General features: G+C 67.4%; 16 protein-coding genes and 3 pseudogenes. 10 read left to right on the plus strand and 9 right to left on the minus strand.

The annotated features are described in order from the left end of the window. Positions 1-85: 85 nt before the first annotated feature. Positions 86-517: pseudogene (locus MPSD_RS28780) on the minus strand (hypothetical protein); the annotation flags it as partial. Positions 518-1249: 732 nt separating this feature from the next. Here MPSD_RS28780 and MPSD_RS02995 point away from each other — a divergent pair. Then, positions 1250-2470: an exonuclease domain-containing protein gene (locus MPSD_RS02995; protein ID WP_086085824.1), complete on the plus strand. Its 1221-nt coding sequence runs from the start codon at positions 1250-1252 to the stop codon at positions 2468-2470. A 42-nt stretch (positions 2471-2512) separates the two neighbouring features. On the opposite strand, the gene MPSD_RS03005 is transcribed toward MPSD_RS02995, so the two are convergent. Continuing rightward, the gene (locus tag MPSD_RS03005; RefSeq protein WP_165601487.1) at positions 2513-3937 is read right to left on the minus strand and encodes a PE family protein; all 1425 of its coding nucleotides are present in this window, start codon (positions 3935-3937) and stop codon (positions 2513-2515) included. Between the two features lie 171 nt (positions 3938-4108). After that, positions 4109-5089: a phosphotriesterase family protein gene (locus MPSD_RS03010; RefSeq protein WP_036425873.1), complete on the minus strand. Its 981-nt coding sequence runs from the start codon at positions 5087-5089 to the stop codon at positions 4109-4111. A gap of 341 nt (positions 5090-5430) precedes the next feature. On the opposite strand from MPSD_RS03010, the gene MPSD_RS03015 reads away from it, so the two are divergent. Both MPSD_RS03015 and MPSD_RS03020 read left to right on the plus strand, forming a co-directional pair. Beyond that, the gene (locus MPSD_RS03015) at positions 5431-7137 is read left to right on the plus strand and encodes an acyl-CoA dehydrogenase family protein (RefSeq protein ID WP_020727873.1); all 1707 of its coding nucleotides are present in this window, start codon (positions 5431-5433) and stop codon (positions 7135-7137) included. A gap of 98 nt (positions 7138-7235) precedes the next feature. Continuing rightward, positions 7236-7907: a TetR/AcrR family transcriptional regulator gene (locus MPSD_RS03020; RefSeq protein WP_020785025.1), complete on the plus strand. Its 672-nt coding sequence runs from the start codon at positions 7236-7238 to the stop codon at positions 7905-7907. A 121-nt stretch (positions 7908-8028) separates the two neighbouring features. On the opposite strand, the gene MPSD_RS03025 is transcribed toward MPSD_RS03020, so the two are convergent. Continuing rightward, the gene (locus MPSD_RS03025; RefSeq protein WP_020785024.1) at positions 8029-9405 is read right to left on the minus strand and encodes an NADP-dependent succinic semialdehyde dehydrogenase; all 1377 of its coding nucleotides are present in this window, start codon (positions 9403-9405) and stop codon (positions 8029-8031) included. Between the two features lie 209 nt (positions 9406-9614). On the opposite strand from MPSD_RS03025, the gene MPSD_RS03035 reads away from it, so the two are divergent. The 5 genes and pseudogenes from MPSD_RS03035 to MPSD_RS30990 all read left to right on the plus strand — a co-directional run bounded on the left by MPSD_RS03035 (position 9615) and on the right by MPSD_RS30990 (position 14463). Beyond that, the gene (locus MPSD_RS03035) at positions 9615-10817 is read left to right on the plus strand and encodes an ISAs1-like element IS2404/ISMul1 family transposase (RefSeq protein WP_420811861.1); all 1203 of its coding nucleotides are present in this window, start codon (positions 9615-9617) and stop codon (positions 10815-10817) included. Positions 10818-10963: 146 nt separating this feature from the next. After that, positions 10964-12130, plus strand: coding sequence for a PPE family protein (locus tag MPSD_RS03040; protein ID WP_086084856.1), 1167 nt, complete (start codon positions 10964-10966; stop codon positions 12128-12130). Positions 12131-12319: 189 nt separating this feature from the next. Then, positions 12320-13036: pseudogene (locus tag MPSD_RS30980) on the plus strand (PE family protein); the annotation flags it as partial. A gap of 412 nt (positions 13037-13448) precedes the next feature. Then, positions 13449-14210 (plus strand): hypothetical protein, encoded by a 762-nt coding sequence (locus MPSD_RS30985; protein ID WP_476703746.1) that lies wholly within the window; start codon positions 13449-13451, stop codon positions 14208-14210. Beyond that, the gene (locus tag MPSD_RS30990; protein WP_476703747.1) at positions 14155-14463 is read left to right on the plus strand and encodes a hypothetical protein; all 309 of its coding nucleotides are present in this window, start codon (positions 14155-14157) and stop codon (positions 14461-14463) included. Before MPSD_RS30985 ends, MPSD_RS30990 begins: the two co-directional genes overlap by 56 nt. Here the strand turns inward: MPSD_RS30990 and MPSD_RS03055 are convergent. Then, positions 14420-15451: pseudogene (locus tag MPSD_RS03055) on the minus strand (lipase maturation factor family protein); the annotation flags it as partial. The gene MPSD_RS30990 and the pseudogene MPSD_RS03055 sit on opposite strands and share 44 nt — an antisense overlap. Positions 15452-15575: 124 nt before the next feature. Then, entirely contained in the window at positions 15576-16337 is a 762-nt protein-coding gene (locus MPSD_RS03060; protein WP_181005676.1) for a glycerophosphodiester phosphodiesterase family protein, read from the minus strand. Between the two features lie 178 nt (positions 16338-16515). Here MPSD_RS03060 and MPSD_RS03065 point away from each other — a divergent pair, with 178 nt between their 5' ends. After that, a complete protein-coding gene (locus MPSD_RS03065; protein ID WP_020785020.1) occupies positions 16516-17061 on the plus strand; it encodes a carbonic anhydrase in 546 nt (181 codons plus the stop codon). Between the two features lie 3 nt (positions 17062-17064). Here the strand turns inward: MPSD_RS03065 and MPSD_RS03070 are convergent, their stop codons facing one another. From MPSD_RS03070 to MPSD_RS03080, 3 genes are all read right to left on the minus strand, one after another. Beyond that, positions 17065-21252, minus strand: a complete 4188-nt coding sequence (locus MPSD_RS03070) for an alpha-(1->3)-arabinofuranosyltransferase (RefSeq protein ID WP_174714230.1) — start codon at positions 21250-21252, stop codon at positions 17065-17067. A gap of 79 nt (positions 21253-21331) precedes the next feature. Further along, the gene (locus MPSD_RS03075; RefSeq protein WP_012392467.1) at positions 21332-21505 is read right to left on the minus strand and encodes a DUF2613 domain-containing protein; all 174 of its coding nucleotides are present in this window, start codon (positions 21503-21505) and stop codon (positions 21332-21334) included. 68 nt (positions 21506-21573) lie between these two features. Further along, positions 21574-21828, minus strand: a complete 255-nt coding sequence (locus MPSD_RS03080) for a DUF2613 domain-containing protein (protein WP_086084857.1) — start codon at positions 21826-21828, stop codon at positions 21574-21576. A gap of 103 nt (positions 21829-21931) precedes the next feature. Between MPSD_RS03080 and MPSD_RS03085 the strand changes: the two genes are divergently transcribed. After that, on the plus strand, positions 21932-23125 hold the full coding sequence (locus MPSD_RS03085; RefSeq protein WP_086084858.1) for a glycoside hydrolase family 3 N-terminal domain-containing protein: 1194 nt from the start codon (positions 21932-21934) through the stop codon (positions 23123-23125). The last annotated feature ends 61 nt before the right edge of the window (positions 23126-23186 follow it).

The following is a 23186-nucleotide window of genomic DNA, read 5'->3' on the forward strand; positions in this document are numbered from 1 at the left end:
GTGCTGGCAGTCTGGGGGTCGCCATTTCGCCTGGGGTCAGGGGCGGCAGCCGTCCCGGGGCAGGAGGCGGCAGCGGCTCGACTGCGCGTTGGCGGATGTCGGTAGCGAGTGCTTGTGCTTGTGCTTGTGCTTGGCGGGCTGCTTGCTCGGCGGAGCTGCGGCTGGTTCGGATATCGGTGACTGAGAAGTCTTCTCCGACAGTGAAACCGGCGTTGTGGGCGTCTTCAACGGCATGGAGCACCCTGCGTTGGGCAATGCCGATGGTTCCGGCGCCATCGCGGGCGATTTTGCTGGCTTGGCGTAGTTCGTCGGCCTTGGTGCTCACGATCGCCAGGTCAGCACCGGTTCGCTGCCGTAGCGCATCACCGCCAGCGCCTTCCCACACGAGGGTGTGGGATTGGTTGCGCATTTGGAGAAACACGTCTTCCCACTGATCGGCGGTCTTGCTCCAGTAGGTGGCCGCCTCGATCAGGTGCTCGGTGCTCCATGCCTGGACTTGGGAAAGGGTCAGCACCATCTAGACCAACCTGGGTCGCACGGCGGCCATCTCGGCCGCTGCGGTCTCTTCGTTGGCGCCATACCGTGGGCTACGCCTGCGTCAGCACCGCCGGTCAGGACCTCGACGCCCTGCTCGTGGCGCTTGCTGCGACCAGGCATGCCTTGGAACGCGTCATTGCCGACAAACTGTTGGGATCGGCCAAGGGGGCCCGACCGGGTTGTCGGCGATGCCCGACTATTCGCGCCTTGGAGACACCGTGGTCGTTGCTGCCATCGACCGGCTTGGCTGCTTCGTGACCGACGTGGCCCGAACGATCACCGACCTGAGTGAGAATCGAATCTTGTGGTCCCCAAATTGTTTCCCAAAAGCGCCCGGTCCATACGGGGGCATTTGGAGTGCATACATGATCCCGCGCGCCCCGCTGACGCGGTGATCCCTATTTGTCATCTTTGAGTCCTCGTGATTCCACGATCGCCCGAACAAATGCCCCTTTGGGACGAGTTCGGGCAACAGCCCCTCTTTGCGCAGTCGCCGTTGCTGCTCGGAGCCCTGGGGGAGCGGGCCGCTCCTTGGTGGGTAATTCTCTACAGAACGGGTCAAACATTGGCCCCACAGCCGTCTCGTGGTGAACTCCATGACTTCAAAGTAGTTCCCGTCGCGCGTTCTAATTTGATTGAACGCCAGGCTTCCTGTTGGGGGTCCGTTTACTCTTCGGCAGGATGGGAGCCGCCGAATCGAGGAGTAGTAGACGTGGCCGGTTTTGCCGTCCTGGACTTCGAGACCACCGGATTCGCCGCCGAGTACGACCGTGTGGTCGAGGTTGGCCTCGTGCTGCTGTCGGCGGAGGGGGACATCGAGGACGAGTGGTCAACTCTGATCAATCCTCATCGCGATGTTGGTGCTACCGAGAGGCATGGAATCCGGGCGCGTGACGTACTCGGCGCGCCCGCCTTCGAGGCGATCATCCCGAGGTTGTTACGGGACCTCCGTGGGCGGGTTTTCGTGGCCCACAACGTCAACTTTGATCAGCGATTTTTGCTGGCAGAGTTGCGTCGGGCCGGAGTGCCGTTGGATAACCCGTGGCTGACCGGATTGTGCACGATGAGGTGGGCCGGTCGCCTGCTTCCGGCTGCGTCGCGGAAGCTGCCGGATTGTTGCGATGCCGCTGGCGTCGTCCTCACTGACGCCCATCGCGCGCTCGCAGATGCCCGGGCTACGGCGAGTCTGCTGAAGTACCTCATCGACCATTGCGGGAGCCCGCCGCCGTGGGCTAAGGAGATAGACGGCGCCGAGGACTTTGAGTGGCCGCAGGTGGCCGGCCCGGAAGTGCGGTTGGTGACGCGCGCGGCGTGGGGGGCAGCGCCTCCACGTCCCCCGGCAGGGTGGCTTGATCGCATCGTCGCGCGCATGCCCCACGAGGACGACCCTCGCGTCGAGTCCTACCTCGAAATCCTCGAATCCGCCCTCCTCGACTGTTACCTGTCCTGCCACGAGGAGGATGCGCTGGTTGAGATGGCCGACAGCTTGGGCCTCTCGCGTCGGCTGCTCGACGAGATCCACCACGACTACCTGCGGTCGATGGCGAGGGTTGCGGTTGCCGATGGGGTTGTCACCGACGACGAGCGCGCTGACCTGCTTCAGGTCGCTGAACTCCTCGGGCTGTCCGCCGACCGCGTGGATGCCGCTCTGGCAATGGCTTCTGCACGTTCGGCCTGCGCCGAGTTCGCGTTGGCGGCGGGCGACGTTCTATGCCTCACGGGGTCGATGCGGCGCCGCCGGTCTGAGTGGGAGGCAGAACTAGCTCAGCGCGGCATCGAGGTCGGGTCGCTTACCCGCAGGACGCGCCTGTTGGTCGCTGCCGATCCCGACTCGGCCACTGGAAAGGCAAGGAAGGCGCGCAAGTACGGCATCCCCATCATTAACGAGGATGCGCTCAGTCGTCTGCTAGGAGCTCGAACCTCTGGCGAATGAAGTCCTACCCCGCGGCTTCAGCAGCACACGCAGCCCACCCTGCTAAGCGGACCCGTTCGACCCGTTCTGGCCAAGCAGCAGCCCGCCGTAGCCGCCGGTACCAGCGGTGCCCCGAATTGCCCCGATTCCCGCATGTCCGCCGTGGCCGCCGTTGCCGATCAGCTGGGCGTTGCCGCCGTTACCGCCGTTGCTGCCGTTCCGGCCGGCCCCGCCGCTTCCGCCGCCGCCGATCAGCCCGGCTTTGCCTCCAGCCGCGCCGTTTCCACCCACAGCACCCGTGCCGGTCCCGCCGCCCCCGCCGTTGCCACCGGTGCCTAGCAGCAGGCCAGCATCGCCGCCGGCCCCGCCGTTCGCGCCGGTGCCATTGATACCGTTGCCGCCCTGTCCGCCATCGCCGCCGTTGCCGATGAGCAGGGCCGCGCCGCCACCGGCTCCGGCGTGCCCGCCGCCGGTGGTTCCTATCCCGCCGTCGCCGCCGGCTCCGCCGTTTCCGATCAGCAGGCCGGCGCTGCCGCCGGCGCCGCCGGCCCCGCCGCCGCCGACGCTCGCCTTTCCGCCCGCCCCGCCTTGCCCGCCGTCACCCAACAGCAGGCCGCCATTGCCGCCCGCTCCACCCGCGCCCCCCGTGTTGTTGTTGGATGCGCCTTCGCCGCCCTGCCCGCCCGTGCCGAACAGCAAGCCGCCGTCGCCGCCTGCTCCGCCGTTGCCGCCAGAGCCGCCAAGGCCCCCTTGCCCGCCGTCGCCGCCCGTACCGAACACCGCGCCGCCCGGCCCACCTGCCCCGCCGTTGCCGGCGATACCTGCTCCGCCGTGGCCGCCGCTGCCGCCGGCGCCGCCCGGGCCCCAGAAGGTGCCGCCGGCTCCTCCCGCCCCGCCGGTACCTCCGCCGCCGCCACCGCCTCCGCCGTTGCCGAATAGCCCAACGGACCCGCCGGTTCCGCCGGTTTGGCCGGCTCCTCCGTTGCCGCCGTAACCGCCCTTGCCCAACAGCCCGGCATCCCCGCCGTCGCCGCCGCGCTGGCCGGGCGCGCCGGAGCCGCCGTTGCCGCCGTTGCCCCACAGGATGCCGCCGTCGCCACCGTCTTGTCCGGTCCCGGGCGCGCCGTCGGTGCCATCGCCGATCAGGGGCCGGCCCAGCAGCCCCTCGGCGGGCATGTTGAGCGCGTTGACCAGGTTCTGGCTCGCGTTGGCGGCCTCGGCACTCGCATACGAGAACGCGCTGGAGTTGAGGGTCGTGACGAATTGTCCGTGCAGGTTTTCGGCCTGGGCGCTCAGTGCCTGAAATGCCTGGCCGTGTGAGCCGAACAGTGCGGCGATGGCCGTCGATACTTCGTCAGCCCCGGCGGCTAGCAGCGTGGTGGTGGGGGCGGCCGCGGCCGTATTGGCCGTGCTGATGGTCGAACCGATGTTCGCCAGACTTGTTGCTGCTATTGATAGTTGCTCGGGAATCGTGACCACAAAGGGCACGCTGCTACCCCTCTCTTCTCCCGCTTACCGACCATCGTGCCTGGTCAGCTGGATTGAGTATTCGGCCGCGCGGCGAGCATATCGCATTCCGGCTTGCCGATCCGGCGCTTCGCCGGACTTCGGTGAATTTGCTGGCCTATCCGCGAACGCGCCTGCGGCGGGGACGCGTCGCTACTGGTAGCCGCCCTGTCGTTCAAAGATCCGGCGCGGATTGTCCACCAGCATGGTGTGCACCTGTTCGTGGGTCACCCCTCGTTCTTTGAGCGCCGGGATCACGTCGTTGTGGATATGTAGGTAGTGCCAGTTCGGCGTGGCCACCGCTGTCAGCTCCTCGGGCAGCGCGTCGAAATAGCAGTTGGCGTCGTGGGAGAGCACCATCTTGTCGGCGTGGCCACGCTCGCACATCGTCGCCACGATGTTGACTCGGTCCTCGAACGGCAGGATCAGGTCGATGCCGAAGCGGTCCATCCCCAGGTAGGAGCCAGCGGCGATGAGCTCCTCGAGGTAGCCGACGTCGGTGCTGTCACCGGAGTGCCCGATGATCACCCGGCTCAGGTCGACACCTTCTTCTTCGAAGATGCGCTGTTGCTCGAGTCCGCGTCGCAGCCCGGCGTGGGTGTGGGTGGAGATCGGCACCCCGGTGCGCTTGTGCGTCTGGGCCACCGCACGTAATACCCGCTCGACACCGGGGGTGATGCCGGGCTCGTCGGTGGCGCACTTGAGGATGCCCGCCTTGACGCCGGTGTCGGCGATGCCCTGTTCGATGTCCCGGACGAACATGTCGGTCATGATCTCCGGGCCGTCGAGCATCCCACCGGGGCCTTGATAGTGGAAACGATACGGGACGTCGTTGTAGGTGTAGAGGCCCGTCGCCACGACGATGTTGAGGTCGGTGGCGGCGGCGATCCGGGCGATGCGCGGGATATAGCGGCCCAGGCCGATCACGGTCAGGTCGACGATGGTGTCCACACCGCGCGACTTCAATTCGTTGAGCCGGGTGATCGCATCAGCCACCCGCTTCTCTTCGTCACCCCAAGCCTCGGGGTAGTTCTGGGCGACTTCGGTGGTCATGATGAACACGTGCTCGTGCATGAGCGTGACGCCTAGATCAGCGGTATCGATGGGTCCGCGAGCGGTATTTAGCGCTGACACATCAGCGATGCTAGGTCGATAATGGCCTGGCCAACAGGGGTGTTTGCCCGGCTCATTTCCGTGCTCGAACCGGCCAAATCCTTCGCGCCGCGCGGCCGCACCAGGGGCCGGGAATGGCTCACCGCTATTACGGTGTAGCGGATGTGGCGGCCGCCGGAATACACATTCGTGGCGGCCGGAAACGGAAAGAACGCAGCGAATTTCAGCCGAATTGCTGATTGGCTTTAGCCGTTCGACCTGGCGTTATCGACGGTTTGTGCCTACCGGCGCGGTCGCGGTGAGGCGCGTGGCGTACCGTCTAAGCTCGTCCTTTTCGAAGTCAAGTCATGGGAGCTCCCCTCATGCTGCTCAACCCCAACCGCCTGCAACGCAAATACCCGGACGCGCGCTCGGCGGAGATCATGGCCGCGACAGTGGACTTTTTCGAGTCCCGCGGAAAGGCGCGCCTCAAGCGCGACGACCACGACCGGGCCTGGTACTCGGACTTTCTCAACCACATCGCCGAGCACCGCATCTTCGCCTCGTTGTTGACGCCGTCCGAATATGGCGCTGACGATTGCCGCTGGGACACCTACCGCATCAGTGAGTTCGCCGAGATTATCGGTTTCTACGGGCTGAGCTACTGGTACCCGTTCCAGGTGACGGCGTTGGGCCTGGGCCCGATTTGGATGAGTGACAACGAGGACGCCAAGCGCAAGGCGGCCGCGCAGTTGGAGCAGGGCGAGGTCTTCGCCTTCGGACTGTCCGAGCAGGCCCACGGCGCCGACGTCTACCAGACCGACATGATCCTGACGCCGTCCGAGCACGGCTGGACCGCCAGCGGCGAGAAGTACTACATCGGCAACGCCAACGTTGCGCGGATGGTCTCGACCTTCGGCAAGATCGAGGACTCGTCAAAGGAACCGGAGTACGTCTTCTTCGCCGCCGACTCGCAGCACGATCGGTATGAGCTGAAGAAGAACGTGGTGAATTCGCAGAACTACGTGGCGAATTACGCGCTGCACGACTACCCGGTCACCGAGGCCGACCTGCTGCACCGCGGGATGGGGGCCTTCCATGCCGCGCTTAACACGGTCAACGTCTGCAAGTACAACCTGGGCTGGGGCGCGGTCGGCATGTGCACCCACGCCTTCTACGAAGCCATCACGCACGCGGCCAACCGCCACCTGTACGGCACCGTCGTCACCGACTTCAGCCACGTGCGTCGGTTGTTGACCGACGCCTATGCGCGCCTGGTCGCCATGCGGCTGGTGGCCAGCCGGGCCAGCGACTACATGCGCAGCGCCTCGGCCGAGGATCGTCGCTACCTGCTCTACAGCCCGCTGACCAAGGCCAAGGTCACCAGCGAGGGCGAGCGCGTGATTGCCGCGTTGTGGGACGTCATCGCCGCCAAGGGAGTGGAGAAGGACACCTTCTTCGAGACCGTGGCCCGCGAGATCGGCCTGCTGCCCAGGCTGGAGGGAACCGTCCACATCAATATCGGGTTGTTGGCCAAGTTCATGCCCAACTTCCTGTTCGCCCCCGACGCCGCGCTGCCGCTGATTCCCCGTCGCGACGACGCGGCCGACGACACCTTCCTGTTCAACCAGGGCCCCACCGGCGGGCTGGGCAAGGTGCGCTTCCACGACTGGCGCGCCCCGTTCGACAGCTACGGTCACCTGCCCAATGTCGCGCTGCTGCGGGAGCAGATCGACGTGCTGACCGAGATGCTGGCCGGCGCCACCCCGGATGCGTCCCAGCAGAAGGACATCGACTTCGCGTTCGGTGTCGGCCAGATCTTCGCGCTGGTGCCCTATGCGCAGCTGATCTTGGAGGAGGCGCCGCTGTCGGGCGTGGACGACGCGCTGCTCGACGAGATCTTCGGCCTGCTGGTGCGGGACTTCAACAGCTACGCCGTCGAACTGAATGACAAGGCGGCCACGACCGACCAACAGGCCCAGTTCGCGATGCGGATGATCCGCCGCCCGGCGCATGACGCGGCGCGTTACGACCAGGTCTGGAAGGAACACGTCCTGCCGCTCAACGGCGCCTACGAAATGCGCCCCTGATTCGGTAAAACCGTGGCAACCTCGGTGCGGGGCGGTAATCGTTAACCGTGAGCCCCGCACAGTGAAATGACCAACGGTCATTGGCGCGAGGAGGCTTGATGCCGACGGTGACTTGGGCGCGGGTGGATCCGGCTCGTCGGGCGGTCATCGTGGAAGCCGCAGAGGCCGAATTCGGGGCACACGGCTTCTCCCAGGGCAGCCTGAACGTCATTGCCCGCCGTGCTCGGGTCGCCAAGGGCAGCCTGTTCCAGTACTTCGCGGACAAGCGCGACCTGTATGCGTACATCGCCGACACCGCCAGTCAGCGGGTGCGCACCCACATCGAAGGTCTGATCCGGGAACTCGACTCCAGCCGGCCATTCTTCGAATTCCTCACCGACCTACTCGACGGCTGGGTGGCCTACTTCGCCGAGCACCCGCGCGAACGCGCGCTGCATGCCGCCGCGACCCTAGAGGTCGACACCGATGCCCGCATCAGCGTGCGCAGCGTCATACATCGCCATTACCTGGAGGTGCTGCGGCCGCTGGTGCGAGATGCGCTGGCCCGCGGGGATCTGCGTGCGGATTCGGATACAGATGCGTTGTTGTCGCTGCTGCTGATGATTTTTCCGCACCTGGCGCTGGCGCCCTACATGCGTGGTCTGGACCCCATCCTCGGGCTCGATGAGCCCACCCCGGAGCAGCCTGCGCTGGCCGTGCGCCGGCTGGTGGCGGTGCTGGCGGCGGCCTACTCCCCGAGCCTGACCGTCGAGGTTCGAAAGGTCACCTGACGCGCGTGTGGGCGCGCGCGCCGCTGGCGGAGTGAGGCCGTCGCGGCCAGGGCGACGTTTCGCAGGACGTTGCTCGAACCTTCCTGCAAAACGTCGACCTCGAGCCGAAGCCGGCGCGCGTCTAGCCGACCCAGACGGTCTTGATGTTGCACAACTCGCGGATCCCGTGCCCGGCGAGCTCGCGGCCGTAGCCGGACCGCTTGATGCCGCCGAATGGGAGTTCGGGGTAGGAGACCGTCATGCCGTTGATGAAGACCTGACCGGCTTCGATGTCGTTGATGAAACGGCGCTGCTCCGCCTCGTCCTGGGTCCAGGCATTGGATCCCAGCCCAAAGGTGGTGGCGTTGGCGATCTCGATCGCTTCATCGATGTCGGCGGCCCGGTACACCGAGGCGACGGGGCCGAAGACCTCTTCGGTGTAGAGGTTCATGTCCTTGGTGATGTCGGTGATCACCGTCGGCGGGTAGTACCAGCCGGGGCCGGCCAGGGGCTTGCCGCCGCAGCGGATCACGGCCCCGGCCGCGGCGGCGTCATCGACCTGCTGGGCGATTTCGTCGCGGCTTTGTTCGGTGGCCAGCGGACCGACCTGGGTTTGCGGATCGGTCGGGTCACCCACTGTCAGCGCCGACATCTGCTCGACGAACTTGTCGACGAACGCGTCATAGATGTCGGCGTGGGCGATGAATCGCTTGGCGGCGATGCAGGATTGGCCGTTGTTCTGCACCCGTCCGGTCACCGCCGTGCTGACCGCCTTGTCCAGGTCTGCCGACGGCATCACGATGAACGGGTCGCTGCCGCCGAGCTCGAGCACGGTGGGCTTGATCTCGTCGCCGGCGATGGCGCCGACCGATTGACCCGCGGGCTCGCTACCGGTGAGCGTGGCCGCGGCCACGCGGGGGTCACGCAGGATGCCTTCCACCGCGCTGGCGGAGACCAGCAACGTCTGGAAGCAGCCGTCCGGGAAGCCGCCGCGGGCAATGACGTCGGCGAGGTAGAGTGCGGACTGCGGCACGTTCGAGGCGTGCTTGAGCAGCCCGACGTTGCCGGCCATCAGAGCGGGCGCGGCGAACCGGACGGCTTGCCACAACGGAAAGTTCCACGGCATCACGGCCAGCACCACACCCAGCGGCTGGTAGTGGGTGTAGGCCTGAGAGGCGCCCACCTTGCCGGCGTCCGCGGGCTCGTCGGCGAGCAGCGCCGCAGCGTTGTCGGCGTAGTAGCGAAAACCCTTGGCGGACTTGAGGACTTCGGCCTTGGCCGATGCGATCGTCTTGCCCATTTCAAGCGTCATCAGGGCGGCAGTCTGGTCAGCCTCGGCCTCTATCAGATCGGCCGTGGCGTGAGCCCACTCGGCGCGCTGGGCGAACGTGGTGTTGCGGCGGTAGTCCTGGAACCGCGCGTAGGCGCGCGCTATCGCGGCGTCGACCTCATCGTTGGATGCTGCAGTGAAAGTCTTGACTGTCTCCCCGGTCGCCGGGTTGGTCGTGGCGATTGGCACGCTGACTTCCTTATCGCTGGGTTGATTACATGAATCGGGCCAGTATCCAGCCTGCCACTACGGCGCCAGGGCTCCGGCGTTGTTGATTAGCAGGCTTGTGAGCTGGGTTGATGATCTTTGGTGCCGCGCTATTGGGGCCGGAGTGTAGGCACAGGCTATCTGGAGAACGATCGAGTTGGTTACTGTTCGTCGTTGGTCTGGAGTTGCCCGTGCCTACCGTTTCAGTATTGCCTGTGTCGTCGGTTCCAGAGGTGTTCGACCGCTGGAGTCCTGGTGAGCGCAGCGAGCTCATCGGATCGGAGTTTCTCGATGTGTTGGCCTCGGTGCCAGACCCGAGGGACCCACGCGGTCGGAGGTATTCGCTGATGGCTTTGTTGGCGATCGCGGTTCTGGCCACTGCCGCGGGGATGCGCGGCTATGCTGGTTTTGCCACATGGGCGGCCACCGCTCCCGATGATGTGTTGGCCCAATTAGGGGTCCGGTTCCGGCGGCCCAGTGAGAAGACCTTCCGCGCTGTTTTGTCTCGGCTAGACCCCGCCGACCTCAACGCCAGGATGGGCAGTTACTTCACTGCACACGTGGCCAGCAGCGACCCCAGTGGATTGGTGCCGATCGCGTTGGACGGCAAGATGCTGCGTGGTGCTTTACGCGCCAAAGCGACAGCCACGCATCTCGTGTCGGTGTTCGCCCACCGTGCCCGATTGGTGCTCGGTCAACTCGCTGTCGCCGAGAAAAGCAATGAAATTCCCTGCGTACGTGCCCTGCTCACGCTGCTGCCGGGTAGCTTGCGGTGGCTGGTCACCGTGGATGCGATGCATACCCAGGTCGTCACCGCGAAGTTGATCTGCGCCACCTTGAAGTCGCACTACCTGATGATCGTCAAGTCCAACCAAGCCAAAATACTTGCGCGTATCACCGCGCTGCCCTGGGCCGAGGTGCCCACAGCCGCTACCGACGACTCCCGCGGCCACGGCCGTGTCGAGACCCGCACCCCGCAAATCATCACCGCTGCACGAGGAATCGGCTTCCCCTACGCAAAACAAATCATCCGGATCACTCGTGAACGCTTGATCACCGCCACCGACCAGCGCAGCGTGGAGGTGGTCTATGCCATCTGCAGCCTGCCGTTCGAGCACGCCCGCCCTACCGCGATCATGACCTGGATGCGTCAACACTGGGGAATCGAGAACAGCCTGCACTGGATACGCGACGTCACCTTCGACGAAGACCGTCAAAGGGCACATACCGGAAACGGCGCACAGGTCCTAGCAACGCTACGCAACACCGCGATCAATCTGCACCGCCTCAACGGCGCCGACAACATCGCCGAAGCCTGCCGGATCACCGCTTTGACCGCCAACCGCCGCCTAGACCTCCTCAATCCACAATCCCCCAGCTCACAAGCCCGCTAATCAACAACGCCGGAGCCCTGTCCCGGTGGGTCGCTGACTGTCGGTTCGGCGACGCGGCCGCCGTTGCGGGCGGCAACGGCGTTCGGGGGCCGCGGTGAGGGGCGAAGCGCGGGCCCGGCGGACTCGACACTACAGCGCCGCTGTGGATGGCTTCTGCGCCGGAGGCGCATTCGGCGCTGCTGAGCGCGGGGCCGGGACCAGGTTCACTGCTGGCGGCGGCGCAAACCTGGACGGAGCTCAGCGCCGAATACCTGGCGGTGGCCGAAGAACTGACCGCGATATTGACCGGTGTCCAAGCCGGCGCCTGGGACGGCCCCAGCGCGCAGTGTTGCATCGCGGCTTATCTCCCGTACCTGTCCTGGTTGATGCAGGCCAGCGCCGACAGTGCGGCAACAGCAGCGGCCCATCAGGCCGCCGCGACGGCCTACACCGGCGCCCTGGCCGCGATGCCGACGCTGGGCGAGTTGGCGGCTAACCATGCCACCCACGCGGTGTTGGTGGCCACCAACTTCTTCGGCCTCAACACCATCCCCATTGCGCTCAACGAGGTCGACTACGTGCGGATGTGGATCCAAGCCGCCACCACCATGAGCGTCTACCAGGCGGTTGCGGCTGATGCGCTACTCGCCGTACCGCGCACGCCCCCGGCGCCGGTCATCATCAAGTCCGGGGCCGATGCCGCAGCGCAATTCGCCAGCGCCGTCGTCCAGGCTGTCGCTGAAACGCCGATCCAGCGGTTATTGCTCGAGTTGGCGACGCTGGTCGGAGCCGAATTCATCAATGTATTTGAATTGATTGTCGGCATCGTTGTGCTGTCGACGTACGGACTGAAACTCCCGCTGCTGGCGCTATTGGATTTCTTGACCGGCCAGTTTTCCGTTGCGCTTTCCCTGCTATGGAATTACGCGATGCTCTGGTTTGGCTTTGTCGTGCTGCCGGCGCTGCAGATCGTGTTCGATCCGTTGTTGGTCGTCGCCGCGGTGATCGAATGGATTCTCGGTGGCGGTGCGGCTTTGGGCTCGGTTGGGGCGTTGGGTGCCAATCTTGCCGCGGGGTTGGCGCTGCCGGCCGTTGCGGCTGCGCCGGTCGCGGATGCCGCGGTGGGTTCACTGGGGGTGCTGACGAGCGCGGCAGCGGTGACCGCCGCAGCCGCCGCGGCGCCCGGTCAAGGCGTTGGCCTGGTCGGATTCGCCGCAACCATGCCCAACCCGACAACCCTGCCGGCCGGTGGGTTGGTCACCGTCGGCGGCGCCGACCCGTGCGCCGGCGCGCGGGTGCCGATGCTGCCGGCCAGTTGGGTAGCACTGGCGTAAGCGCGGTCAGCATCAAACCATCCAGTCCTGCAAGGAGTTTCAATCCAGGGCCCGTGCCGGGGGCGGTGCTGGCCGGTGCCGCGAAGCCGCGGCTGCGTCGGCCGGAGTACCTGTCAGCGCAATCCCCGGATGGGGCACCGGAGTTGTGCTTGAATCTGGATCGACGGCTGGCCGGGGTAAGGGGAGCTCATGTCTGGTGTGATCGCGGCCCTGGACACCTTGACGGCGGCCGCCACGGATGTGGCCGGTCTCGGTGCGGCTATCAATGCGGCCAATGCGGCAGCCGCGGTTTCGACCACCCGGCTGATGGCCGCTGCCGGTGATGAGGTGTCGGCCGCCATCGCGGCGTTGTTCTCCGACCATGCCCTGCAGTACCAGGCCGTGAGCGCTGAGGCGGTGGCGTTCCACGGCCGGTTCGTCCAGGCGCTGACCGGTGGCGTTCAGATGTATGCGGCCGCCGAGACCGCTAATACGGCGTCGTTGCAGACCCTCGGGCAAGACCTGCTGGGGATGGTCAACGCGCCCGCCGCCGCCGTGTTGGGGCGCCCCCTGATCGGCAACGGCACCAACGGTGCCCCGGGAAGCGGGGACGCCGGCGGACCCGGCGGGCTGTTGTTCGGCAACGGCGGCAACGGCGGATCGGGTTCGGCGGGGATGGCCGGGGGCGCCGGCGGGTCGGCCGGGCTGATCGGCAACGGCGGGGCTGGTGGTGCCGGAGGCGCGGGAGGGGCATTCATCGCGATCGGCGGAGTCGGTGGCGATGGCGGCGCCGCTAGCAGCGGAACCGGCGGAGTCGGCGGCGCCGGAGGCAACGCGGACGGCCTGATCGTCAGCCTCGGCGGAGCCGGCGGACACGGCGGCGATGCCACCACGGGAATCGGCGGTGCCGGCGGCGCCGGAGGCATGGCCACCGCTCGTATCCCCGCGGGGATCAATTTCAACGTCGGCGGTGCTGGCGGGCACGGGGGCGCCGGCGCTACGGGCGGTGCCGGAGGTGGCGGTGGTTCCGCTTATTCGGGCTATGTCGGAATCGCCTTCGGCCAAGGCGGCGCTGGAGGCATCGGCGGTGCGGCGAGCACGGGGATGGCCGGGGCGGGCGGTAGCGGCGGCAGCTGCGTCGCATTCGATTTCGTCGGCTTTGCCGCGGCCCATGGCGGTGCTGGCGGCACCGGTGGGGCCGCCGGCAGTGGTGGCCTCGGCGGTGGCGATCGTGGGCTCGGGCGTGGGCGGAGTCGGCGGGGTTGGTGGGGCGGCCACCGGTGCCGGCGCGACCGCCGCGGCCGGCGGCGCTGGCGGTCTCGGCGGGACGGGCTTCGGGTTGATCGCGGCGGGCGGCGACGGTGGCGGCGCCGGCACCGGTGTCGGCAGCAACGGCGGTGACGGTGGTGGGGGCGGTGGCGCCCACGCAGTGCTGGCCGCCATTGCCGGATCCGGAGGTCAGGGTCAGGCCGGTACCAGTGGTTTCGGCGGGTTCGGTGGATCCGGTGGCAGTGCGGAGAGCCTGTTTTTCAGCATCGGTGGGGCCGGCGGCGCCGGCGGCGACGCTTCCACCGGCGGCGGTGGACTCGGCGGCAACGGCGGAGTGGCCGTCGCCCACAGCCCCATCGGGATCGACATCGGTATCGGTGGTGCCGGCGGGCACGGCGGTTCGGGTACTAGTGGCGCCGACGGCGGCGCGGGCGGCGTCAGCATTTCCGAGGGCATCTTTGCCATCGACGTGAACCTGGGCGGTGCGGGCGGCGACGGCGGCACGGCGACCACCGGGACCGCTGGGAGCGGCGGAAATGGTGGCTTCGTCGAGAATTTCGACTTCTTTGGGTTCGGTGTGGCCCATGGCGGCGACGGCGGCTCCGGTGGTGCGGCCTCCGGTGCCGGTGGAATCGGCCGGGGCCGGCGGCAACGGTGGCTCGGGGACGACGCCGCTCTTCGGCGCCTACAGCGGCGGTGCCGGCGGAGACGGTGGAGCCGCCACCGGGACGGGTGGGGCGGGCGGCAACGGCGTTGCGGGCGGGGCCGCCAGTGGATTGGGGGTTGGCATCGGCGGTGCCGGCGGGCACGGTGGTGCGGCGCCCACCGGTAACGGCGGCAGCGGCGGCGCCGGTGCTGGCGGGCTCGGGCTCATCGGCGCGGGCGGCAATGGCGGCGATGCCGGTGCCGGCGTCGCGGCCGCCGACGGCGGTGACGGCGGCAACGCCGGGTTGGTCATCAACGGTACTTACGAAGCGTCGCCGTACGGCAACGGCGGCAACGGCGGCAACGGCGTCAACGGCGGAAGCGGCGGCCAGGTTGGCGGCACACCGGGTCAAAACGGCCGAACGCGCCGTAGGTGTTGACCAGGTGCACGGGGTTGAACGACATGTTCATTCGCTGCCGGGGGGAGAGCATGTTGCGTGCCGGCCAGTAGCTGAGGACCAACACTGTTGCCGCGAAGATCAGCACGAGTGCGGCAAACCACGTTGGCGGCGGCGGCAGTGCGGCCCGCACGGGTATGGGTAGCACCTTGCGCGCGGCTGACTGCTCGATCGCGCTGCACGCCAGCAAGATCGTCAGCCAATTGAGCCAGGAGAAATTGCCCGACATCACCAACCACAGTTGGGTGACGATGATGATCACGGCCGCGATGCTGGCGATCGGTTGCGGAGCGAACAGTCCAAACGGCACCACGAGTTGAGCAAAGTGGTTGCCCGCCACCTCGATACGGTGCAGTGGTCGGGGCATGCGATGAAAGAACCAGCTCAGCGGTCCCGGCATCGGCTGTGTCTCGTGGTGGTAGTACAGGCAGGTCAGGTTGCGCCAGCATGCGTCACCGCGCATTTTGATCAGTCCGGCGCCGAATTCGACCCGAAACAGCAGCCAGCGCACCAGCCACAGCATCACCAGCGGTGGGGCAACCCGGTCATTGCCGAGGAAGACCACCAGGAAGCCGGTTTCCAACAGCAATGATTCCCAGCCGAACCCGTACCAGACCTGACCCACATTGACGATCGACAAATACAGCACCCACAGCGTCAGCCACATCAGCATTGCGCCCCACAGCGGCACCAGGTCGGCGGTCCCGCCGACCACCGCCGCCGACAGTGCTGCGCCCAACCAACAGACTCCGGCGCAAAGCCGGTCAGAATAGCGGAAGTGAAATACGCTCGGCGTCCTCCAAAAGGACCGGTGGGCCAGATACCTCGGCACCGGCAGCATGCCGTGCTCGCCGATGAGGGCCCGGAACTGCAGTGCCGAGGCGACAAACGCGGTGAGATAGACGGCCGCAACGCCACGTTCGAGCACGAGGCGGCCCAGCCAGTATTCGGATGCCGAAAACCATTCCATGGCAGTACTCCTCAGCCGGTGACAGCCCTAGAAGCCCATAACAAGTCAAAGCGTGCTTGCCCGAGTGCCCCCGGCACGTCGGTCCAACAGATCAATCATGTCTGTTGCTCCAGGCGGTTTCGCGCTACCACTCTCCCCGCGCGCCGAGCACATCACACAGCACATCCGCGCGATCGGTGATGATTCCGTCCACGCCGATGTCGAACAGCGCGTGCATCATGGCCGGGTCATCGATGGTCCAGGCATGAACCTGCCGCCGCGATGCGTGAACCGACCGCACCAGTGCCGGGGTGATGACGGGCAGGCCGCCGAATCGCGCGGGCAGCTGTAGGCAGTCACTGTCGCGCAGCATCCGCATCGCCGATGCCCGTCGACCGGCCGTTCGCGCGGCCATGAACCCCAGGAATGCCCCCATGCCGGCCGCGCTGGCGACCCGCTGGGACATCAGACGCAGCGCGCGTTGGCGACGGCGTTCGGAGAACGACGCGATCAGCACTCGGCGATGTGCCTGCAACCGCTCGATGACCTCGACCGTCGGCTCGACCGCCGAATCGGCTTTGATGTCGATATTGAACCGCATCTGCGGCAGCGCCACGAGCAGCTCCTCGAGGGTCGGGATCGGTTCTCCGCCCCCTAGGTCCGCGGTGCTGACCTCCGGCCAGGTCAACTGGTCGACCGCGCCGGCCACTCCCGATTCGGGTGCCAGCTTGCGGTCATGCTGGATCACTGCGACGCCGTCGCGGGTGGCCCGAACATCTGTCTCGATGTACCGGAACCCGATCTTGGCCGCCTCGTGGAACGCTCCCATGCTGTTCATGGGAAACCTGAACGAGGTGAATCCTCGGTGCGCCATGGCAATCCGCCGCGCATCGCGAAGGAATTCCACCTCCTGCGGGTGAGCATCTCCGCCCATCGGCTAAGTATCTCCCATGCGGCGGCGGCAGCCAACGGCATGATCGGCGGCCGCGGTGTTGCCAGACTCATCTCGGGGCCAGCGCATGTGGGGTGCGACCCCTTTGCTAGGTTTCATCATCCGCGTCGTTTGATCGTTGATGGAGGGGAACGTGAACAGCGCTGAACACATTGGCTTGAAATTGGGGCGCCGGCGATTACTAGAGCTTGGCGCCGGGACTCTCGGGCTGGGTGCGCTGGCTTCCAACGCGCCGGGCAACGCGACAACCGACCCGCCGCCGGAGGGCTACGAAGCGTTGCTGCTGATGTGTATCGACCCCCGCTTCGTGCACCCCACCAACGAGTACATGGTGCAGCGCGGTCTGCTCAACCGGTACAGCCAGTTTGCGTTGGCCGGGGCCGCCGCCGGAGCCGTTTCCCAACACTGGGAGTCGTGGCACAACACCTTCTGGGATAACCTCGCGGCCTCGATCGAGCTGCACTCGATTGACGGAGTGATTGCGGTCAATCACCGCGATTGCGGCGCCGTGCAGATCGCTTACGGCGAGGATTCGATCTCCACGCCGGAAATCGAGACCGCCACCCACGAACGAATCCTCGGCACTTTTCGGCAGGAAGCGCTCAGGCGCCATCCGGGTATCGATGTGGAGACCTGGTTGATGGCACTTGATGGCACGGTCCAGAAGATCGGCCCGTAGCGCTCACTTTTCCCCACGCGTAAGGCCTGGCGCCACCGTGGCCGCCACCAACGCGGCGATCGAAATTAGTGCCAGCAGTTGCACGATCGCGGAATGGCCGGCATAGCCGTCCACCGAGCGCCAGGGGTGACGGGATAGCGCCGCGCCGGCCAAGATCAGCCCACCCGCACTGGTTGCGATGGTGAGTCGGTCACGCAGGCGCTCCCGTCGGCGCAAGGCGTAACAGACACCGAGGGCGGCTCCCACCAGCACCGCTCCGAGGGGCCCGGCAATCAGCGCACCGGCCGCCAGGGCCGCGACCGCGGCCGCCCACCCGGTTGTCCATGGCCGCGCCGGTGGGTCGTCCGGACCGCGTCGGCGCGCCCGCCACAGGACGAGCAGAACCAATACGGGCAGCAAGGACAACCCGATCGCCAGGCCGGCGCGGTACAGCGAGTTGGCGGCAAAGCTCAGTGTGATGGCGCCCGGGTCTCCGGCGGGTACCACCCAACCCTGCTGCCATCCGTTGACCGCGACGGGTGTCAGCTGGGCTCCGGCGCCGGTGCGGGCCACCCAGCCCGGATTGATGCTTTCCGGGATGACCAGCACCCGGGGGGTTTGTGATGCGGGGGCCCGCACCTCGCGACGAGTCGCACTCCAGGCGCCGGTCTCCGCGGGTACCGCCGCGGCGCCGGGTAATTCGCCAGCCGCCGGCGGCGTCAGCTGGGCGCCGTCGACGACGAACTGGGTGCCGGGGCTGATCAACAGCTCTTGCTGGCCGGGCGGCAGCGCAATCGGCTCGGGCTCGCATGGCTGCGCCTGAATCGGTTCGTCGTCCAACAGTGCGCCGACCGTGGTTCGCACCGACATGTGCACGAAACGGCCGGCCACCGCGATGACCGGGCCATGGTCACAGCCGATCCTGACCTCGCGCGCGCGGTTGTGTGCGGCATCGGCAGGCGCGATTGGGCGACCGCCCGCACCCAGCACTACCAGCTCGGCCAGCCCGGGGGGCTTGAGCTGGTCGAAGCCCAGAGCGTTGCGGTCGATGACGTCTTCCCAGTCGAGCAGGCTGACGGTGACGGTGCCGGTGACGCGCGGATGCAACGAGACGGTCTGCGGCCCGCCGTCGGGGCTCAGGCTCCGGATCTGCGGACCGTCGCCCAAGTTGATGGCCACCATCGTCGGATGGGCGGGCAGTGCCGACCGGCTGGGAGCCACCCGCAGCCCGGTCACCTCGGTGGGCCGCGGCAGGGTGAGCGTCAGCGTCGGCGGCGTTTTGCGCTGTACCACCCGCTGCGGCGCCGTCCACGAGGTTGCCCGATCGCCATCGGTGGCCGCATACGCCGAGCCGAGGACTTCCAGACCGTCGGAATCGCCGCGGGCGCGGGTGGTGTCCGGTTGGGCGATCAGATCGGCCAGCTTTGGGCCCTGACGTGGTCGCACCCAGACCGTCGGGGTCACCGTCATCGGGTGCGGCACCGTCAGCGTGCGGCTCAGATTGACCGGCTCTTCCGGCGCCAGAGCCATCGACGCCGCACAGCGCATCGTGTCCGGTGCCGGGGCGCAACCCGGCCGGCCCAACAGTTCCGATCCCAGGTCCCAGCGTGCGATTTCCGCGCCCGGTGGGGGCCCCGGTACCAAAACGGTATGGCGCAACTGGACCGAGTGTGCGAATCCGGATGCGTCGTATTGGGTGATCGTCAGGTCGGTGATGCCGAACTGCACCCCGGGGGATCCGTCATCGGTACCGGCCGCGGTGATCCGCACCCACGGAGTCTCCCCGTAGGGCAGCGCCGCGGTCAGGGGCTTTCCCGCGTCGTCGAACCGCAGGGTGGTGCTGCCGTTGACGGTCTCGACCAGGATGCGGCGCACCTGGGCGCCGACGGCGGTCGGGCTGGGCGTCAATGTGATGACGGCGTTGGTCACCGGATGGTCGAAGTCCACCTGCAGCCACTGCCCGACCGCGGCTTGAAGCGCGTTGGACACCCACGCGGTCGCCGGGTCGCCGTCGACCGCGGCCGCCACCGAGGCCCCCGGGGCGACGTCGGGCATGGCGGTGGAGTCCGACGACGAACTCGAAACGGTGATGCGGCCGCCGGTCCACCCCCCGTAAACCACCTCGGCGCCGGGTACCGGATAGTCGGGTACCCGGTTGTAGGTATGCCGGGCGTCGCCCGGGGCCCGGACCGCCGAGGAGTGCTGATCGACCCGGCCATAGTCGGTTTCCCGTGCGACCGGAGTGTCGGTGACCGTGACGACGGGGACCGGCAGCTGCGCGGCCCGAGCATCCTGGGTCAGCAGCACCGGGCCCAGCGCCGTCTGCCCCAAGAGCCGTCGGCGTTCGTCGAGGCGCAGCAGCACCTCGGGGCCGCCATCAACGCGCGGCAGCGACGCGGTGTCGGCGAAATACGGTGCGCCCGGATTGCCGGCGCCACCCACCTGGTCGATCACCCGGAATATCTCGATGGCGGAATACCGGGGCCGCAGTCCGCTGTCGTTGACGAAACCCGCCAGCGAACCCGGCCCCACCGGTTCCCCGAACTCGGCCACCTTCTGCAGTCGCGGTGATCCCGTGATGGCGCGATGCGCCAGGATCGGACGGGCCGACCGGGATGATTCGGGATCCAAGTCGTTGCGTAGCACCAGATATGAGATTCCCTGGCGGGCAAGGCTATCGGCCAGCCCCACCGAGGGGCGTCCGGACGCGATCAGGCGCTGCACCGAATCCAGGGCGCGGATGGTTTGCGGCGGGGTCAGCGGAATGGAGTCGCGCACACCCCATGGACTCGCGCCCAAAACCTGCAGCACTTCGTCATGGCTGGTGCCCCAGACCTGGGTGGCGAACGGCGCGCCCGGGACCACCAGCACCCGCCCCGGCGCCGGAGCGCCGGTGTTGTGCTCGCTGAGCCAGTCGACGGCCTGGTGCCAGTACGCAGGTATCGCGGTGAACGTGCCGGGCGGGGTGAGCCGGCCCGTCCATGCCAGCGAGGTGCTGACCAGCAGCGCCGTCAGCGCGACGATTCCCGCCGCGACCCGTTTGTCCCGTTCGGGGTGGGCGAATGCGCCCAGCCACACCGGCTTCGGTGCGCTGCCGGGCAGCGGAATGCGCCCCAGCAGCTCCGCGAGGCCCAGCACCAGTGGCAGCCGAATCACCGGCCCCAACTTGTGCACGTTGCGCAGCGGTGTGCCCTCGGCGTCGAGAAACGCCTGGACTTGATGGGCGAGTGGCGAACCCAGGCCACCGCTATAACCGACGGCCAGCAGGACCACCCCCACCGGCAGCATCGTCACCAGCCGGCCCCGGGCCGGCATCTCCCGGCTCGCCAGACCGGCCAGTCCCGCGGCCGCCACCAGGCAGGTCCCCAGTATCGCGACGGACCCGGTCACCAGCGGTGCGCCGGCGGTGGCGTTGGGCGCCACGAACGGAGTCCAGCTGTCGGTGCCGCGCAGCATCTCGACCAGCGAAGACCACTGGGTCGTCACACCGGAGGATTCGATGAAGTCCAAGAACGGCGGGCTGACACCACGCAGTTGGGTCAATGCGACCAGCCACCACAGCGTCGCCAGGAGCAGCGCCAACATGAACCATGCGGTGTAGCGCCACCACCGCCGATTGGGCCGATGGCAGGCCAGCCAGATCATCGCGGGTAGACAACCCGCCAACGTCGCGATGGCATTCACCGCGCCCATCAACGCGACCGCCAACCCGGCCTGGGCGGCCAGCGTTCGTAGTGGTCGCTCCGATGTCGCCCGCAGGGCCAAGATCGTGGGCAGCAGCACCCAAGGCGCCAGCATCATCGGCAGGGTTTCCGACGAGATCGAGCCCAGGGTGGTCAGCACCCGGGGCGACAGCGCGAATGCCGCGGCCGCGATGATGCGCGAGGTCGGGCTACCGATGCCCAGCGCCTCGGCAACCCGCAGCAACCCCCAGAAACCGATTGTCAGCAGCAGCGCCCACCACAGCCGTTGGGTAATCCACCCGGGTAGCTGCAGCAGGTGTCCGACCAGGAAGAACGTGCCGTGCGGAAACATGTAGCCGTAGGCCTGGTTCTGGGATTGGCCGAACGGGAGTTCGCTGTTCCACAGGCTGGTTGCGCGGGCCAGGAACCGCAGCGGATTGGCGGTGAGATCGAGCTTGGTGTCGGGGGAGACGCGCCCGGGGGATTGGGCGAATGTCAGCGCCAACGAGACGGCTGCCACCAGCAGCAGCCATCGGCGCGAAAGCGGTGTGACCGGCGGGCGAGCTGCCGTTTGTGCAGCTCCGGCCTCGGGGGCCTGCGCCGCCGGACTAGCTACGGTTGCCGTACTCGACCCGGTTGAGCACTGACGACGACGGATCGCCCCCGGGAAGTGGCGGTTTCGTGTCCTGCTGCACCATCACGGTGATCCCGAAGATTGCGGCCGCGCCCAGCAACAGACCAACCACCACGCTCGCGGCGGCAGGCGCGACGATCCGGTTCATCGAATGGCTCCTTGAGGCGTGGGGTCGTGGCTAGAAAAACCTAGCCGTCAACCTAGCAGAACAAGCGCTCATGGCTGCCGGGAGCGATCGGCCGGGCGTTGTTGACTGTTCAAACACGTCGTCTCACCGCATGGGTGTGGGCAGTAGTCATGCAGGCAACGGTCCCCGTACTCCACGATGGTGGGCGCTGCGGGATCCGACGGCACATCGGTGGAGACCGTGCTGCCGCTGTGCACCACGAGGGTTAGGCCAACGGTGGCCGCCGCACCGATCGACAGGCCGGCCGCGATGCTGGCCGCCGCGGCCAGGGTGAACCCGGGCATACAGCTCGTCCCTCTAGCCCCACTTCGGTACGGGGTCGGTCGACAACGTAACAGGGGTTGCCCCCCGGGCCCGCGATGAAACACAGCGTGACAGCATGTCCGGATGGCTTTTCCGCGCACACTGGCGGTACTTGCCGCCGCGTCAGCGCTGGTGGCGGCCTGCAGCCACGGCGGAACACGCACCGGATCCTCCTCGACCACGACCTCGGCGGGCGCTAGCCCGTCAGCCACCAGCTCGACCCCGATGGCCGCTGCGGCCCCCCGGATTTGTGCTGACCCCGCGGCCGTGCCGGCGGCGATGCCCAACGTTCGAGACAAACTGGCCCAGTTGCTCATGGTCGGCGTCCGCGATGGCGATGACGCCAGGGCCGTGGTCACCAACTACCGCGTGGGCGGGATCCTCATCGGTAGCGACACCGATTTGTCGATCTTGACCAACGGTGTGCTGAAGGACATCGTTGCCGGCTCCGGCCCGCTGCCGGTGGCGGTGAGCGTCGACGAAGAAGGCGGCCGGGTGTCCCGGCTGAAGTCATTGCTCGGAGGCCGGGGGCCCTCGGCGCGGGAGCTGGCCCGCACCGACACCGTCGACCAGGTCTACGACGTGGCGCTGCAGCGGGGCCGCAAGATGAAGGAGCTGGGCATCACCGTTGACCTGGCGCCGGTGGTTGATGTCACCGATGCCCCGGACGACACCGTGATCGGGGACCGGTCGTTTGGTTCTAACCCGGAGACGGTCACCGAATATGCCGGTGCCTACGCGCGCGGCTTGCGCGACGCCGGGCTGTTGCCGGTGCTCAAACACTTCCCCGGGCACGGGCGTGCCTCGGGTGATTCGCACACCGGCGGGGTCGTTACGCCGCCGCTGAGTGACTTGCAGGACAGCGATCTGGTGCCCTATCGGACGCTGGTGACCCAAACCCCGGTGGCGGTGATGCTCGGCCACCTCCAGGTCCCGGGTCTGACCGGCGACGAGCCGGCCAGCCTCAGCAAGAACGCGGTGGAGCTGCTGCGTAACGGCACCGGTTATGGCGGACCGCCGTTCGATGGCCCGATCTTCAGTGACGACCTATCCAGCATGGCCGCGATCTCCGACCGCTACGGCGTGACCGAGGCGGTGCTGCGCAGCTTGCAGGCCGGTACCGACATCGCATTGTGGGTAAGTACTGAAGAGGTGCCCGCCGTGCTGGATCGGTTGGAACAGGCGCTGGCCGCCGGTGAGCTGCAGATGTCGGCGGTCGACGCATCATTGGTCCGGGTGGCGCGGATGAAGAACGTCAGCGGCAGCTGTGGGCACTAGCGGGTGTGCGGCGAGGCGGTATTGCCTACTCTAGGGTCAGATAGACCGGCTAGTGAGGCCA

This window comes from Mycobacterium pseudoshottsii JCM 15466, from assembly GCF_003584745.1.
Lineage (GTDB): Bacteria > Actinomycetota > Actinomycetes > Mycobacteriales > Mycobacteriaceae > Mycobacterium > Mycobacterium marinum.